Source organism: Paenibacillus sp. AN1007 (assembly GCF_040702995.1).
Taxonomy (GTDB): domain Bacteria; phylum Bacillota; class Bacilli; order Paenibacillales; family Paenibacillaceae; genus Paenibacillus.
Genome location: NZ_CP159992.1, coordinates 537,901 through 553,351 on the forward strand (window position 1 = coordinate 537,901; position 15,451 = coordinate 553,351).

At 49.6% G+C, this 15,451-nt stretch carries 13 protein-coding genes; all 13 read left to right on the forward strand.

Annotated elements, in window-relative coordinates:
* Positions 1–34 precede the first annotated feature (34 nt).
* Positions 35–310, forward strand: coding sequence for a glutaredoxin family protein (locus ABXS70_RS02390; protein ID WP_342552639.1), 276 nt, complete (start codon positions 35–37; stop codon positions 308–310).
* Positions 311–857: 547 nt separating this feature from the next.
* Positions 858–2,207 carry an LLM class flavin-dependent oxidoreductase gene (locus ABXS70_RS02395; protein ID WP_342552638.1) on the forward strand — a complete coding sequence of 450 codons (1,350 nt, stop codon included), beginning with the start codon at positions 858–860 and terminating at the stop codon, positions 2,205–2,207.
* A 229-nt stretch (positions 2,208–2,436) separates the two neighbouring features.
* A complete protein-coding gene (locus ABXS70_RS02400) occupies positions 2,437–4,086 on the forward strand; it encodes an ABC transporter substrate-binding protein (protein ID WP_366293600.1) in 1,650 nt (549 codons plus the stop codon).
* A gap of 75 nt (positions 4,087–4,161) precedes the next feature.
* Positions 4,162–5,094 carry an ABC transporter permease gene (locus tag ABXS70_RS02405; protein WP_342552636.1) on the forward strand — a complete coding sequence of 311 codons (933 nt, stop codon included), beginning with the start codon at positions 4,162–4,164 and terminating at the stop codon, positions 5,092–5,094.
* An 88-nt stretch (positions 5,095–5,182) separates the two neighbouring features.
* Positions 5,183–6,106 carry an ABC transporter permease gene (locus tag ABXS70_RS02410; RefSeq protein WP_342552635.1) on the forward strand — a complete coding sequence of 308 codons (924 nt, stop codon included), beginning with the start codon at positions 5,183–5,185 and terminating at the stop codon, positions 6,104–6,106.
* 25 nt (positions 6,107–6,131) lie between these two features.
* Positions 6,132–6,680: an NADPH-dependent FMN reductase gene (ssuE, locus tag ABXS70_RS02415; protein ID WP_342552634.1), complete on the forward strand. Its 549-nt coding sequence runs from the start codon at positions 6,132–6,134 to the stop codon at positions 6,678–6,680.
* A gap of 98 nt (positions 6,681–6,778) precedes the next feature.
* A complete protein-coding gene (locus ABXS70_RS02420) occupies positions 6,779–7,651 on the forward strand; it encodes a LysR family transcriptional regulator (protein ID WP_342552633.1) in 873 nt (290 codons plus the stop codon).
* 92 nt (positions 7,652–7,743) lie between these two features.
* A complete protein-coding gene (locus ABXS70_RS02425; RefSeq protein WP_342552632.1) occupies positions 7,744–8,817 on the forward strand; it encodes an LLM class flavin-dependent oxidoreductase in 1,074 nt (357 codons plus the stop codon).
* Between the two features lie 24 nt (positions 8,818–8,841).
* Positions 8,842–10,131, forward strand: coding sequence for an amidohydrolase (locus tag ABXS70_RS02430; RefSeq protein ID WP_366293606.1), 1,290 nt, complete (start codon positions 8,842–8,844; stop codon positions 10,129–10,131).
* 402 nt (positions 10,132–10,533) lie between these two features.
* Positions 10,534–11,400 carry a diaminopimelate epimerase gene (locus ABXS70_RS02435; protein ID WP_342552630.1) on the forward strand — a complete coding sequence of 289 codons (867 nt, stop codon included), beginning with the start codon at positions 10,534–10,536 and terminating at the stop codon, positions 11,398–11,400.
* 61 nt (positions 11,401–11,461) lie between these two features.
* On the forward strand, positions 11,462–12,262 hold the full coding sequence (locus ABXS70_RS02440) for a methyltransferase domain-containing protein (RefSeq protein ID WP_366293610.1): 801 nt from the start codon (positions 11,462–11,464) through the stop codon (positions 12,260–12,262).
* Positions 12,263–12,417: 155 nt separating this feature from the next.
* Positions 12,418–13,710: an opine metallophore biosynthesis dehydrogenase gene (locus ABXS70_RS02445; RefSeq protein ID WP_366293613.1), complete on the forward strand. Its 1,293-nt coding sequence runs from the start codon at positions 12,418–12,420 to the stop codon at positions 13,708–13,710.
* An 82-nt stretch (positions 13,711–13,792) separates the two neighbouring features.
* The gene (gene nikA, locus ABXS70_RS02450; RefSeq protein ID WP_342552627.1) at positions 13,793–15,448 is read left to right on the forward strand and encodes a nickel ABC transporter substrate-binding protein; all 1,656 of its coding nucleotides are present in this window, start codon (positions 13,793–13,795) and stop codon (positions 15,446–15,448) included.
* Positions 15,449–15,451 lie beyond the last annotated feature (3 nt).

Consider the following 15,451-nt stretch of genomic DNA (forward strand, 5'->3'; position numbering starts at 1 on the left):
TGGATTTCCTTTATGAAACTTAGGAGGTATGTCGATGTCATCATCCAAAAAAGTGGTGTTGTGGAGCAAAGCGGGATGTCATTTCTGCGCGCAGGTCAAAGCATTTCTGGCTGAACAGAACCAGCCGTTTGAGAACATTGAAGTACAGGGAAACGATGTACTGCGGGATGTGCTTGAAGCAAAATACGGTATACGGCATGTACCTGTCATTGAAGTGGGCCGTGATGGAAAGTATGAAGCCTTGCTGGAACCTGACCTGGGGAAATTAGCCGCACTTCTGACACAGCCCGATGAAGCAGCAGCCGTTTGAGCTGCACGAGGGTTTAGATCTGAACCTTAGCATTAGGAGAGTAGGCAGCTGCGCTGTACATGGGTCAGGATGAGCGGGATGGGATGGAATGGAGACGACGAACGGCATGGAGCAGCATGAATGTAAGGTCACAGATTATTGGATGACTCCTTGTTAGAGGATATCAACTTCCATACCAGCCTTCGGCATTTCTCATTTTAATTAAAAAAGGGATCGTTGTACCGCTTATATACATCTCTGATGTGGTTATAGAAAAAATCTATTAGAAGCACTGTTGACCGGTGTGCGGGGCAGTGATAAGCTGTGTGAAATTAAAACAAACCAAACTCATAGGATTAATGTAATTTAGAATTTTTGCTTGATGAATGACTTGAATTTTGTATTTGAAGTGTATAGGCCTAACTGTCTTTGTCTCCACAAAGTCTACAAATCGACTCCTATAGATCAACTCCTATAGATCAACTTCTAAAGATCATCTTCTATAAGTCCACCCGGATACTCATATCCATGTCAATAAAACACCTATTTCAGGGAAGGCGGAGTGCATATGACAGCAAAACGCAGTTTGAAGTTTGGAGCCATCATTCATGGCGTTGGGGGAAGTAACACAACCTGGAGACACCCGGAGGTTCTATCCGATGCCAGTGTAAACTTTGGATTTTACAAACGTCAGGCGCTCAAGGCTGAAGAGGGCAAGTTTGATCTCGTATTCATTGCGGATGGCCTATATATTACCGAAAAATCCATTCCCCACTTTCTGAATCGCTTTGAGCCGATCAGCATTCTTTCCGCTCTGGCCGCGGTAACTTCACGCATTGGACTAGTAGGCACACTGTCCACATCTTATAGTGATCCATTTACAGTCGCCAGACAGTTCGGTTCACTTGATCTGATCAGTGACGGCCGTGCAGGCTGGAACGTAGTGACATCCCCCCTGGAAGGTACCGCGAAAAATTACAGCAAGAGTCATCACCCGACACATCCGGAACGTTATCGAATTGCAAAGGAATATTTGCAGGTGACCAAGGGATTGTGGGATTCCTGGGAAGACGATGCATTTGTAAGAGACAAGGAGAGCGGTGTGTTTTTTGATCCTTCCAAACTGCACACCCTGGACCATGAAGGGGAGTTCTTCTCTGTACAGGGGCCATTGAACATTGCTCGTTCACGGCAGGGACAGCCGGTTATTTTCCAGGCAGGATCTTCGGAGGATGGCAAAACACTGGCGGCACAAGAAGCCGATGCGGTATTCACTGGACACGATAATATTGAAGATGCACAAGCATTCTATAAGGACGTCAAAACACGGGCAGCTTCCTACGGGCGTTCGCCGCAAGATATTGTCATTTTGCCAGGCATTAACCCGATTGTAGGACAGACGGCAGAAGAAGCGGAACAGAAATATCAGGAGATCGCGAGCCTTGTAACTATTGATAAAGCACTGGACTATTTGGGACGTTTCTTCGAGCATCATGATTTCTCCCAATATCCGCTGGATGAACCGTTCCCTGAACTGGATGGCATAGGCAGCAACAGCTTCCGCAGTGGAACAGACAAGATAAAAAAAGATGCCAAAGAACAAGGTCTATCCCTGCGCGAAGTCGCTTTGCGGGCTGCAACCCCACGGAGTCAATTCCTGGGCACACCGGAGCAGGTAGCGGACAAAATTCAGGCATGGTTCGAATCGGAAGCGGCTGACGGATTTATCATTGCCTCCGAGCTGCCAAGCGGATTATCCGACTTTGTCGAGCTGGTGGTGCCGATTCTACAGGAACGCGGCATCTATCGTACGGAATATGAGCACGACACGCTGCGCGGCAATTTGGGTGTTCAGGTGCCTGTAAACCGTTATACAGCAGCAAGAACACAGGAAGAGAGTCTAACGTCATCTAATTGAATGTCATCCAAATTGAACATCATCTAATTGATTTCATTCATGTTATTTAAACGCGGTGCTCCAATCAGCGTAAAATGAAGCACAATTGCATCTGGAGCATAGAGTTAATAAAGTGAATAAAGTCTCTCATGCCTTAAAACCTACTTTTCTCATAGGAAATATAAATTATATCCAAGTTTGCTTAGCGCATCACATTAATGACACCTGTATACACAGAGGGGGAAGCAATATGAACAGGTCTATTTCATGGATAAAAGCAGTGGCATTGGCAGCCGTATTGGCGATGGTTTTATCCGGATGCGGAGCAGCATCAGGAGGCAAAACGAGCGGTGCGGCACAGGCTTCCGCTGGCGGGGGGCAGGCTGGAAAGGCAGAAGGAGGTAACCTCACCTTTGGTCTGGCGACTTCACCGGATACGCTTGACCCGCATCGCAGCGGGCTTGCCGTAGCAGTACGTGCCATTCGTACGATTTACGATAATCTGGTGGTGCAGCTGCCGGATGGCTCTATTAAACCTTGGCTTGCCAAGGAATGGAGTGTATCGAAGGATGGCAAAAGTTATACGTTCAAGCTGCGTGAAGATGTGAAGTTCCATGACGGGACCCCGTTTAACGCCGAAGCGGTGAAGTACAATCTGGATCGGGTGATTGATCCGGCCACCAAAGCTGCCAACTCGCTTGCCCTGATTAGACCTTACAGCTCCTCCGAGGTCATTGATGAGTATACGATCAAGGTCAACCTGGATGCTCCATCACAAGCATTCCTGGGTAACTTGAGTCAGGCACTACTGGGGATCGTATCTCCAACGGCTGCGAAGAAATATGGGGACCAACTGGGCAAAAATCCGGTTGGCACGGGTTCGTACACCTTTGTGAAATGGGATGAAAATGCGGATATCGTTGTGGCCAAAAACAAGGATTACAACTGGGGCCCGGAAACGGTCGAAAACAAAGGCGCTCCTTATATCGATACGATTACGTTTAAGATTGTACCGGAAGAAGCCACGCGCATCGGAAGTGTGCAGAGTAAGCAGGTACTTGCCGCAGAAAGCGTGCCGCCGCAAAATATCGCTGCGTTGAAAAGTGATCCGAACCAGCAGCTGCTGCAGGCCAATACGGTTGGTTTACCGTATACCCTCTTTTTCAATCTGCGCAGGGCACCATGGGATAATGTGAAAGTAAGGCAGGCGGTACAGTCCGCTGTAGATGTCGAGTCCATTGTGAAAACCTTGTATCTGGGTAACTACGAGCGAGCATGGTCAGCATTGTCTCCAGGCATTCTCGGCTATGACAAGGCGCTTGAAGGGAGCATCACCCCGGATATCAACCACGCGAACCAGCTGCTGGATGAGCAGGGCTGGGTCAAAGGGGCTGACGGAATTCGTGTCAAAGACGGGAAGAAGCTGAGCCTGCGTTATGTAGATGGTTCTCCTAACCGGGAGAAGCGCAATGACATTGCTGCGATCATCCAGCAGCAGCTGAAACCGTTGGGGATTGCGGTAGACATAGTGATTACCAAAGATATTGCTTCTGTGATCTATCAGAACTGGGATTATGATCTATACGGCAACAGCCAGGTGAACTCCGATCCGAACGCCTTGTATGCCTTCTATCATACGAGTGCGGAAGGGGAACGTCCGACATTATCCGGTTTGTCTGATCCAAAGATCGATCAACTGTTAGAGCAGGGGGCCGTGGAGACGGATTCGGCGAAAAGGGTAGACATCTACAGTCAGATTCAGAAATACCTGATTGAACAAGCTGTTATTTTGCCAATATACGTATTTCCGTATACCGTTGCTGCATCCAAAAACGTTGAAGGTATCCAGTTCGATTCACTTGGTTATCCACTCTTTAATGATGTACGCATTCAGCCATAATCCAAGTAAAGTTATTCAGCCATAATTCCAACATGGCGTAAGCCTGTTCCGGTTTCAGAAAGGAGCCATCCCGGTATGATTCAACTGGTCTTCTCACGTCTGGCAGCGTCGCTTCTCGTTATCTTTGGAGCTTCGGTGCTGGTGTACTGCATCATGTATCTGCTGCCGGGTGACCCGGTACTGCTTATGCTGGACCCGTCTTCGGCTACCCCGGAGATGATTGCCAATCTTCGGGCACAGCTTGGACTGGACCAACCCTTTTATATCCAGTTTGCGAACTATTTTGGCGATATGTTACGCGGGGATTTTGGTCAATCCATGGTCAACTCCGATCCGGTACTGCCCAAAATTGTGGAGCATTTCCCCGCAACACTGGCATTAACTGCCCTCAGTTCACTGATCGCTGTCACCATAGGAATTACACTTGGCGTTCTGTCGGCGATTCACCGGAACGGTGTGATTGATGTTGTGGCTCGGCTCGTTGGTTTGTTTGGCATATCGATGCCAACGTTCTGGACTGGTATTCTCCTTATTCTGTTGTTTTCCGTACAACTCGGCTGGTTCCCGGCGATGGGTTCGGACGGATTCAGTTCATTGATACTTCCGGCAGCCACACTTGGCCTCGTCGGTGCAGGATTTATTGTGCGTATGGTTCGTAACAGCATGCTTGAAGTGATTAACGAACCGTTCATCGTGGCTTTACGAGCCAAAGGGTTGTCTGAACGAACCATTATGTACGGGCATGCGCTTCGTAATGCACTGATTCCTGCGGTGACAGTCATCGGTATGTTGATCGGGGATTTGCTGGCGGGAACCGTTGTTGTAGAAACGGTATTCTCCAGACAGGGGATCGGACGTATTATTGCCGATGCGCTGATGGCAAAGGATCTGCCGGTGGTGCAGGGCGTTGTGTTTTTTACATCCATCATTTATGTCGTGTTGAATTTGCTTGTAGACATCTCGTATGCGTACATTGACCCTCGGGTTCGGCGGGCTGTCCGTACATGATGCGGATCATCATACCATCTTACCTAGACCATCAGACATATCAGGAACAGCACATATCAGGCGTAGGCAGAAGGAGGCGTTAATTCTTATGAGCATGAAACCATTGACGGGTCATAAAAAGGCATGGGCAGGAAGCGTGGTAAAAGCACGCCTGTGGAGATGGAACCGCCTGCCTTGGCGGCATCGTGTATCATCCGTCGTATCGCGATTGTTTTTGTATACCGCCCTGCTTATTGTCCTTTTCAGTGCGGCCTGTGCCATCGTGCCCGGCTGGATCGCTCCTTATGATCCAACACAGATGATGACAGATGCCATTCTGCAGGCCCCTTCTGCTGCGCACCTATTCGGTACGGACTACTTCGGCCGCGACATCTTCAGTGTGGTTGTGCATGGCAGCAGGGATTCCCTGCTGATCGGATTCGCTTCCGTGCTTATTGGCGGTCTAGTCGGCAGCGCACTTGGTATCATTGCCGGATATAAAGGAGGAATCATCGATACCGTAACGATGCGGGCGGTGGATATTCTCATGGCTGTCCCTGGTGTATTGCTGGCTTTATCGGTTGCTGCGGCGCTTGGGCCTGGACTGCTGAATATCGCACTGGCTGTTGCCGCAGCTTCAATACCCGGTTACGCCCGTGTGATGCGTGGTCAGGTGATGTCTGTCAAAAACCTGCCCTTCATTACAGCCACACGTTCATTGGGGGGTTCCAATGCTCGCATTTTCTGGAAACATGTCCTGCCGCACTCCTTGTCTCCGCTGCTCGTGATGGCAGCGATGGGTGTAGGTACATCCATCCTGACTGGGTCTGGACTCAGTTTTCTGGGACTCGGGGTATTGAAAGAAATTCCAGATTGGGGTGCGCTGCTGTCCCAAGGGAGAGGTTATTTGACGGTAGCTTGGTGGATTTGCACATTTCCCGGGCTGGCCATTACGTTATTTGTCCTGGCTGTAAATCTGATTGGAGACGATATTCGCGATAGACTTGATCCCAAAGTAACAGGAGCGGCTTGACCGCTATCCCAAGGAGGAGAACAGGATGTCCCATGTTGTTATCATTGCTGGAGCGCCATCGAAGCGTTCACGTTTGACGGGACTTACGGATTACAGCAGCCATACGTTAAATAGAGCTGGTATTTCCGTTGAAGTCATTCAGGTTGCCGATCTGCCGGCTGAAGATTTGCTGCAGGCAAAGTTCGACAGCCCGGCCATTCAGGATGCGCTTGCCATTGTGGATGCAGCGGATGCTGTCATTGTGGCGACACCTGTATATAAGGCAGCTTATTCGGGGGTGCTTAAGCTTTTTCTCGATCTGATTCCGCAAGAAGGACTGCGGGGCAAAGTGACACTCCCCCTCGTCATTGGCGGTTCAATTGCACATTTGCTTGCCATTGATTACGCCTTAAAACCTGTGCTCACCGCTCTAGGCGGGCGCCATATCCTTGGCGGCGTATACGCAGTGGATCAGACGATCGAACGCAATGAGGATGGAACATTCACTCTTGCGGCAGACATTACTGCACGTCTGGATCGATCTTTGGAAGAATTGAGTTTGACACTGGAAAAGAGTGGGATTACGATATTGTAAAACCAAGTATTTTCATAGGGGAAATATGTGTATGTAAAGGACATTTCCTTTAGAACAATTTACATCAAACGTCTGCGGACGTGGATACGGAGGCGCCCATGAATATAGAGAACATTGAAGCGTTTGTATATATCAATCATTATGGAAGCTTCAATAAGGCGGCTGAAGTACTCTTCTTGTCCCAGCCTTCGGTTACAGCACGCATTCAGTCACTGGAGAGGGAGCTGGGATGCAAGCTGTTTGACCGACTAGGCAAGCAGATCGTGCTGACGGATGAAGGCCGTAAATTTTTGCCGTATGCGCAGCAGGTGCTGCAGGTGATCCAGAAGGGCAGACAGAAAATTCAGAAGCGTAGAACGACACCTGAGGCACTGCGCCTCGGAAGTACCGTATCGGTGTCCAATTATGTCATCCCCGATTTTCTACCCCGAATCAAGGAGTTGTACCCTGAAGTCAACATTAAACTGACGACAGCAGCAGCGGATCAGCTGATTGCCAAACTGCTCAGTCAGGAGATCGATCTGGCTTTTGTGCGCAAGGTCATGCACCCTGCCATCCGTACCGTCGCCTTCTACGAAGATCCGATACAGCTGTATGTGTACAAAGGGCATCCCTTCATCGAGAGGGGACATATCAGCATGGAGGCGATCCGGCAGGAGCAGCTGGTCTTTTTTGAATGCGGCTCCCTGGACTGGCTTCGGATTCACCGTGCGTTTGACTCGCTGGAGCATCCGCCGGACATTACATATCATGTCGATAATTCGGAAACAGCAAAGAAACTGGTTGTGCAGGGTGCGGGCATCGCTTTTCTGCCGGGACTGACGGTGAAGAAGGAGGTGCAGCGTCAGGAACTGTTCCCAATTCAGGTCCATGAGGTGGCAGGTGTTTCGCTGCAGATCAGTGTTGTAACTTTAAAAGAAGAATTTTCGCCATTTGCAGAACCCTTTGGGGAACTGCTGCGGCAATTATAGATGAAATGAAAGTCCATGATACATCAAAAGGCAAGGCAGTGAATTGCACTGCATTAATGACTTCTGCTGTCACATATAAGGAGGAGAACGATATGAGTATCCGTGTTGGCATTTTGGACCAGACCCCGATTTATGAAGGGGAAACACCGGTAGAAGCATTTCGACATACCATTGAGCTGGCACAGCGGGCAGAGCAGCTTGGTTTTCATCGGTTCTGGGTATCTGAGCATCATGATGGACAGCATGTCGCAGGCTCTTCCCCGGAAGTGCTCATCTCTCATTTGCTTGCACACACGAAACGAATTCGGCTGGGTTCTGGTGGCGTGATGTTACAGCATTACAGTCCCTACAAGGTCGCTGAAAATTTTAATGTACTTGCAGCGCTGGGACCTGGGCGAATTGATCTGGGCATCGGTCGTGCACCGGGAGGACTGCCCCGTTCGACACAGGCTCTGCAGCAGGGGACTCAAGAGGCAGCATCGCTGCAGGAAAAAATCGTTCAAGTGAGACGGTATATTCACAACGAGCCGTTTGAAGATGCATCCCATCCATTTGCAGGTCTCAGCGCCTCACCCGTATCCGGGAATCCGGCAGAGCTGTATATACTCGGAGCTAGTGCAGACAGCGCAGGTATGGCGGCCGAGCTGGGCCTGCCGTACGTCTTTTCGCTGTTTATTAACAGCAGTACAGAGGTTGCTCTGGAAGCCATTCGGGTCTACCGCGAGCGCTTTGACCGTTCCCGCGGGCAGGAGCCTTACGCTGCACTTGCCATATCGTTGATTGCAGCCGAGAGTGAGCAGGAAGCGGAACAACTCGCGAGTGAACATCAACTGGTCAAGATTCATCTGGAGAGCGGCAAAGTACTGACCGTGGGTTCCGTCGAACAGGCAGAGGAATTTGGGAGACAGTCTAACGAGTCGTACCGAGTTGAAGTTCTAGAACCAAGCGTGATTCGCGGCACCAAAGAAAAGGTAGGTCAGGCACTGCTAAAGCTGCAGCAGGATTTTGATATACAAGAGATTATTGTGACGACAGCTGCGCGGGACTTCTCGAAACGTGTTCGTTCCTTTGAATTACTGCATGAGCTGTTGGCAGCGCAGGGTGTGCCAGATTTTGTGCAGGTATCCGCTCATGGGGCAGCGAAAAGGGAAGCAGCGATCGGATAGGTTAAGCGGAAAGGAGGGCACAGGATGAAAAGTGATCTGGAGCAGCCTAGAGGGCAGCTGGAGCAGTGGAAAGATGAGCAGCATAAGGTCGAGCAGAGAGAGCAATTGCAGAATGACAAAACGTTGGATCAGCAATATGTGCTGCCATGGGTAGGGAACGCGGGGAATGTGGAGCAGGAGGAGGCGTTTGCAGCATATCTGACTGTAATCCGGCGGCACCTGCATCGCAACCCGGAGCTGTCCGGGGAGGAAAAGGAAACAACGGCAGCCATTCGCAGCTGGCTGGAAGAGGAAGGAGTTCGTATTGCCGACGAATATCCGCTGCGAACAGGGCTTGTGGCGGAAGTCGGACAGGGGAACGGTCCTGTCGCTGCGCTGCGAGCAGACATTGATGCGCTGCCTATACAGGAAGAAACCAGGTTGGAGTTTGCTTCTCAGATCCCGGGTCGTATGCATGCATGCGGGCACGATGCTCATACCGCGATTCTTATTGGAGCAGCACGATTACTGAAACAGCGTGAATCTAGTCTGCCGGGGAAAGTGAGATTCATTTTCCAACCTTCGGAGGAGAAGGCGACAGGTGCAAGGCAGGTCATTCAGAGCGGTGCACTCGCTGATGTTCAGGCTGTATTTGGTTTACACAATAAACCGGATCTGCGAGTAGGCACCGTGGGGATTCGTGAGGGTGCGCTGATGGCGGCGGCTGATGGATTTGTAGTCAAAGTGCAGGGTGTCGGCACTCATGCAGCAGTCCCTGAAGCAGGAATTGATCCGATTGTGGTTGCTGCACATATCGTTACCGCACTGCAGGCGATTGTCAGCCGGAATGTAGGTACTCAGGAGAGTGCTGTACTCAGCGTTACAAAAATAAACAGCGGTACGGCCTGGAACGTCATCCCGGAGGAAGCGATACTTGACGGTACCGTACGTACGTTTGACGAGAAGGTGTGCTCCCGTATCCGTGAACGTTTCAACCAGGTCGTAACTGGTGTGGCTGCAGCCTACGGCACAACTGCGGCAGTGCGCTGGATTCAGGGACCACCCGCTGTGGTCAATGATGAATCGCTGGCAAGGGATGCCGAACAAGTTGTGCGGGAGCTTGGGCTGAACAGTATCAGACCGCTGCCTTCGCCGGCAGGTGAGGATTTTTCCTTTTACCAAAAAGAAGTACCGGGCCTGTTCCTCTTTCTTGGGACGTCGGGTCCGCATGAGTGGCATCATCCAGGCTTTGATGTAGATGAGCAGGCGCTGCCCATTGGCGCACATCTGCTGGCAGCACTAGCGGAGCAAGCCTTGAAACGATGGCAGGCATGAAAGGGTTATCCAGCTGTACAAGGTGGTTCGTGGTCAGGAAAAGGGATTCAAGCGAAAGGCAGTTCTGACTCCCATGCAGCTTACAACAGCAGTTTTGGATAACTGTACGGCATTGTAGTTATATAGATAGCAGGCTGTATATTTGTAATGATAACCGGGTATTTCCAATATTATTGCTTAGGGCTGGCGCCAATGTGTCAGCTCTGTTCCTGTTTCCAACGATCAATGTTTCATCAAAATTACATTTGAACAAATATATTTTATTTGGAAATATTTGTTGACGATTCCCAATAGGTATGCTATATTTTTCTCGTCCTTTAATCGTAATTATTACTATTAATATCGAAGTAATGCAGTGGATCACTTCCATTCGAATCTAAAGAACAGGAGCCGCCGCCCACAATGAAACAAGAGATTGATTTTATCAAATGTAATCCGACGCAGAACATGACCCTTCTGGTGAGAACGGATCATGCATCCGAACATTACAGTGACATCGCTTCCAGCCTGATGTCCTATGATCATGTCCACGCTGAACAAGTCGGGTTCATCAAGCAGCCGGGCAGGACAGAAGCCGCTGCCCGTCTGGAGATGGCAGGAGGAGAATTTTGCGGCAATGCTTGTATGGCACTGGCAGCCCATATTGCAGCAGAAGCAGGGCTGGAGAAGCAAACATCCATGAATATCAAGCTGGATGTTTCAGGCACAGAGCACTTGATCAGCTGTCAGGTGAAGCGGCGAGAGCATCGGTATGATTGCCGGGTTACGATGCCTGTTCCCGATCAGATCGAGCGGCGGAAGATTACGTTTGAAGGTATGGAACTGGAGATGGCCATTGTTCGGTATGCCGAATTCATTCACATTGTGATTGAAGTGCAGGACGTTGACGACCTGATGAAGCGAAAGGCAGAACATCTCGCACGGTTACTAGGGCTCACGATGGGAGATAAAATGATCGGTGTTTTGTTATATCACCCTGCTGCGAAAGAGATGGCCCCCCTCATTTATGTCCCGCAGCTGGACAGTCTGATCTGGGAGAGAGGGTGCGGATCAGGTACGGCCTCTGTAGGCGCTTATCAGGCCTGGCTTAAACAGAGCGAAGTCACCCAGCTGGTCAAGCAGCCTGGAGGTGCGATAAAGGTGACCGCTCAGTGGGGTGCCCAAGGGGTGAAGGCCATTACGATTGAGGGGACTGTCGGCATTGTTGCCTATGGCACGGCTTTCATTGATACCTTACAGGAGCAGAGCAGGAATGTCGTAGAGGTTTGAGCGGATACCTGAGAATGAGACGTATAATGGTTGACCATTACAAGGTGTAGGAGGAGAGACAATGATCACGTTGATCCATTTGGAAACCAGACTCCGTGTTTTTGCCGAACAATTTGGCAAGCTTGCGGTCAGATATGATAAGACACTTGAGCACAGCGCAGAACTGGAAGCGGTAATTAATGAGTATTCACGGTTTGTGACGGACCCTGATCACAAGATTGCTTGGGGTATGTTGGGGCAAGCAGAACTGGAGGAGCTTGATCCGCTAGTTCAGGTGCTAAGAGACCAATCCGCTCAGTGCGTCGCGATTATGGAGAAATATCGGGCACTGAAGCTGCAGCATGGAGAAGTGCAGATTGCGGATTATTTTAAAAATATCGAAGAGTGCATCGACAAAGAGTTTGGCAGCTTTCAGGTGACACCTCAATCCAAAGTGCTGCTGGTGGGTTCCGGTTCATTTCCAATGACCCCTTTACTGATCGCTAAACGTACCGGAGCCGAGGTGGTCGGCATAGATATCGACGCAGAGGCAATCACGCTGGGGAGAAAAGTTGTGGAGACGCTTGGGGCGGGCTTGAACATTCGTTTAGAGCAGCAGCTGCTGGAGGATCTGGCGTATACCCGACAAGCGACACATATTATTTTCAGCTCCACCGTGGCTAACAAGTATGACCTGCTCGATCAATTATATGCGTTAACCAATGAACAAGTCGTTGCAGCCATGCGATATGGCAATGAGTTGAAATCACTGTTTAACTATCCCATGAAAGAGACGGATGGCAGCAAGTGGAGGTTGGCCGACAACATTTTGCGCCCGCATGATGTGTTTGATATCGCGCTGTATCAGAAGGTGCCCAAGTAAAAGCTGATCGTTTACTCTTTATGTTGTGACAATGCATAGTTTTAAATCTACCGTTTCTGTTCGACTTTGAGTAAGTAAGAGGCCTTGAGTCAACTGCATAAAAGTTTTACATGTTCCTGTAGGGAGGTTTGTCTTTGTTTACAAGGGAGGTATATATGAGCATCGTTCAACGTGTTCTGTTATGCGGCACAGGTCCTGCAGCGATTCAGCTTGCGGTAACTCTTAAAACACATCTGGGCTGTCACGTCGCTATGGCGGGCAGGGAATCGGTGCGGTCTGCATCGTTCTTTGCATCACTCGAACAGAGCCAGCGGCAGGTTCAGGTGACGATTCAAAATGAGAAGCACCGAGCCTTGGCCGGGGGATGTACAGTGGATCACCTTTTTAAAGGGTACAGCACTCTTGAAGGGGAGTGGGATACGATTATATTGGCAGTCACCACCGATGCTTATATCGATGTACTCCAAGAAATCAATGACGAGTTCATTAAACAACTGAAATACGTTATTTTAGTTTCCCCTACCTTCGGCTCGAGTCTCCTGGTAAGCCAGTATTTGTTTGAGCGGAATGCAGCCCCGGAAATCATCAGCTTCTCCACCTACCTGGGCGATACCCGCTGGATGCATGAACAACCATCCAATGAGGTCATCACAACAGGAGTTAAAAAAAAGGTTTATATCGGCTCCACCGTTCCCTCTTCAGCTTATGTGCGGCAGTTAAGCGAGCTGTTCGAGCGGCTGCATATTTCACTCGTCGTTATGTCTTCCCCGCTGGAAGCTGAAACAAGGAATATTTCGCTGTACGTACACCCACCACTGTTTATGAATGATTTTTCGCTAGAGGCCATTTTCGGTGAGCAGGGTGTTCAAAAATATGTTTACAAGCTTTATCCCGAAGGGCCGATTACTCCCACACTCATTCGCAGTATGCGGTCACAGTGGCAGGAAATCGAGCAGATTACAGACAGACTCCATATTCAGGGAGTGAACTTGCTGCAGTTTATGACGGACGACAATTATCCGGTTCGATTAGAGAGTTTATCACGTCAGGATATCGAACAGTTTGATCAATTAGAGGCCATCCATCAGGAGTATTTATTATACATACGGTACGCCTCGTTATTGATTGATCCGTTCTCGGAGCCGGATGCTGCCGGTACATATTTCCACTTCTCCGCTGTTCCGTTCAGCAGAATATTTATAAACCGCGAGGGAGAGCTCGACGTTCCGAGAATGCCCAAGGAAGACTATTACCGCATCAAAATGATTCAGGGCATCGCCAGACATGTGAAAGTTGATTGTCCAACGATAGATCATTTCATTGCCACATATGAAGCAAAGCTTCAGGAAGTAACGCGTACACATCCAGATCAGCGTCTGTCGACCGCGTTTGTGATCCAGTCGTTTCAGCAGGATATTCGCATGATTTGCAACAGGCTTGAGGGATAACAGGGATTGGAGGTTGTCCTGACCGAGAAGTGGCCTTGTGTACAGGGTTAATATAAATTTTATGTGCATATCAGGGGGAACTATGGTGAGAAAAAGACGTGCTTTTATACGGATGGTAACACTGGTCGCGGTCATTGCGATGGGATCAGGCTGTGCTCAGAGTGACACAAAGGAAAATACCCAAGCGGTATCATCAGTCAGTAAGATCAACAATGAAATTATCTATGCTTCTGCGAAAGATATCAATGATATGAATCCACATCTGTACACAGGTTCGATGCCTGCGCAAGGCATGGTGTATGAATCTCTGGTCGAGAACACGGCTGAGGGAATCAAACCATTGCTGGCCGAATCATGGGACATCTCCAAGGACGGCAAAACGTATACCTTTCATCTGCGCAAAGGGGTGAAGTTCCATGACGGCGAGCCCTTTAACGCCGAAGCGGTCAAACAGAATATCGAAGCGGTTCAGGCCAATGCGGGGAAACATGCCTGGATCAAGCTTTCCACGAAACTGAAGGATGTCAATGTGAAGGACGAATACACCGTGGAGTTGGTTCTGTCAGATGCCTATTATCCGGCACTGGTGGAGTTGTCCATGACCAGGCCGTATGTCTTCATCTCCCCAAAGGATTTCAAAAATGATGGAACCAAGGACGGGGTGAACGGTTTCCATGGGACTGGGCCGTACAAGTTGACGGGGCACCAGGTCGAAGAAAATGCCACTTTTGAAGCGAATACGGAATACTGGGGCGGTGTACCTGCCATTCAGAAAATCACAGCCAAAGTGCTTCCCGCTGGAGAAACGACATATTTGGCACTGCAAAAAGGGGAGATCAACTTTGTCTTCACGGATGACCGCGGGGCAGACAGCATTGACGTAGAAGCGATGGATCAGCTGGCTGCATCCGGCGAGTATCAGGTGGTGCGAAGTGATGCGATGAACACGGCGATGATTGTCGCGAATAGCAGCAAGCAAAACAGCCCGGTTCATGAAAAAGCTGTGCGGGAAGCGTTATGGATCGGTATCGATCGGGAGACGATTAGCAAAGATATTTTCAATGGCACTCAGACGGTAGCGAGTACGTTGTTTTCATCGAATGTGAACTACGCCAATGTCGATTTGAAGGTTCGAACGTATGATCCGGAAGCAGCCAAACGTCTGCTGGATCAGGCAGGCTGGACTTTGGCAGAGGGCAAGATCGTACGTGCGAAGAACGGCCAGCCCTTAGCGATGAAGCTTTACTATGACAGCAGCTCGTCCTCACAGAAAATGCAGGCGGAGTTCATCCAATATGCGATGAAAGAGATCGGTATGGAACTCGATCTGACAGGCGAAGAGTCCTCTTCCATTGCGAACCGAAGAGCGACCGGGGAATATGACCTGTTGTTCAACCAGACCTGGGGACTTGCGTATGATCCGCAGAGTACCATCGCCGCGTTTACATCGGATTCAGCATACAAACATACGACAAGTGGCATCGCCGGAGCGGATGAACTGTATCGGAAAATCGATCAGGTGATGAGCTCAACCAACGATGGCTCAACAACGGCACTTCATGATGGAAAATCGAGAAAAGCACTTTATGCGGATATTTTAAAAATAGTACATGATGAAGCGGTGTTCGTCCCGCTTACGAACGGGCGTGTCACCGTTGTTGCTCCGAAACGTCTGCAAGACATTACCTTTAAGCAGACACAGTATGAATTGCCGTTTGAAAAGATGAAATTCGAGTAGAGG

Excerpts from the sequence above, each read along its gene's own strand:
- ABXS70_RS02390 (WP_342552639.1), top strand. The coding sequence starts at position 35 with ATGTCATCATCCAAAAAAGTGGTGTTGTGGAGCAAAGCGGGATGTCAT.
- ABXS70_RS02395 (WP_342552638.1), top strand. The coding sequence starts at position 858 with ATGACAGCAAAACGCAGTTTGAAGTTTGGAGCCATCATTCATGGCGTT.
- ABXS70_RS02400 (WP_366293600.1), top strand. The coding sequence starts at position 2,437 with ATGAACAGGTCTATTTCATGGATAAAAGCAGTGGCATTGGCAGCCGTA.
- ABXS70_RS02405 (WP_342552636.1), top strand. The coding sequence starts at position 4,162 with ATGATTCAACTGGTCTTCTCACGTCTGGCAGCGTCGCTTCTCGTTATC.
- ABXS70_RS02410 (WP_342552635.1), top strand. The coding sequence starts at position 5,183 with ATGAGCATGAAACCATTGACGGGTCATAAAAAGGCATGGGCAGGAAGC.
- ssuE (WP_342552634.1), top strand. The coding sequence starts at position 6,132 with ATGTCCCATGTTGTTATCATTGCTGGAGCGCCATCGAAGCGTTCACGT.
- ABXS70_RS02420 (WP_342552633.1), top strand. The coding sequence starts at position 6,779 with ATGAATATAGAGAACATTGAAGCGTTTGTATATATCAATCATTATGGA.
- ABXS70_RS02425 (WP_342552632.1), top strand. The coding sequence starts at position 7,744 with ATGAGTATCCGTGTTGGCATTTTGGACCAGACCCCGATTTATGAAGGG.
- ABXS70_RS02430 (WP_366293606.1), top strand. The coding sequence starts at position 8,842 with ATGAAAAGTGATCTGGAGCAGCCTAGAGGGCAGCTGGAGCAGTGGAAA.
- ABXS70_RS02435 (WP_342552630.1), top strand. The coding sequence starts at position 10,534 with ATGAAACAAGAGATTGATTTTATCAAATGTAATCCGACGCAGAACATG.
- ABXS70_RS02440 (WP_366293610.1), top strand. The coding sequence starts at position 11,462 with ATGATCACGTTGATCCATTTGGAAACCAGACTCCGTGTTTTTGCCGAA.
- ABXS70_RS02445 (WP_366293613.1), top strand. The coding sequence starts at position 12,418 with ATGAGCATCGTTCAACGTGTTCTGTTATGCGGCACAGGTCCTGCAGCG.
- nikA (WP_342552627.1), top strand. The coding sequence starts at position 13,793 with ATGGTGAGAAAAAGACGTGCTTTTATACGGATGGTAACACTGGTCGCG.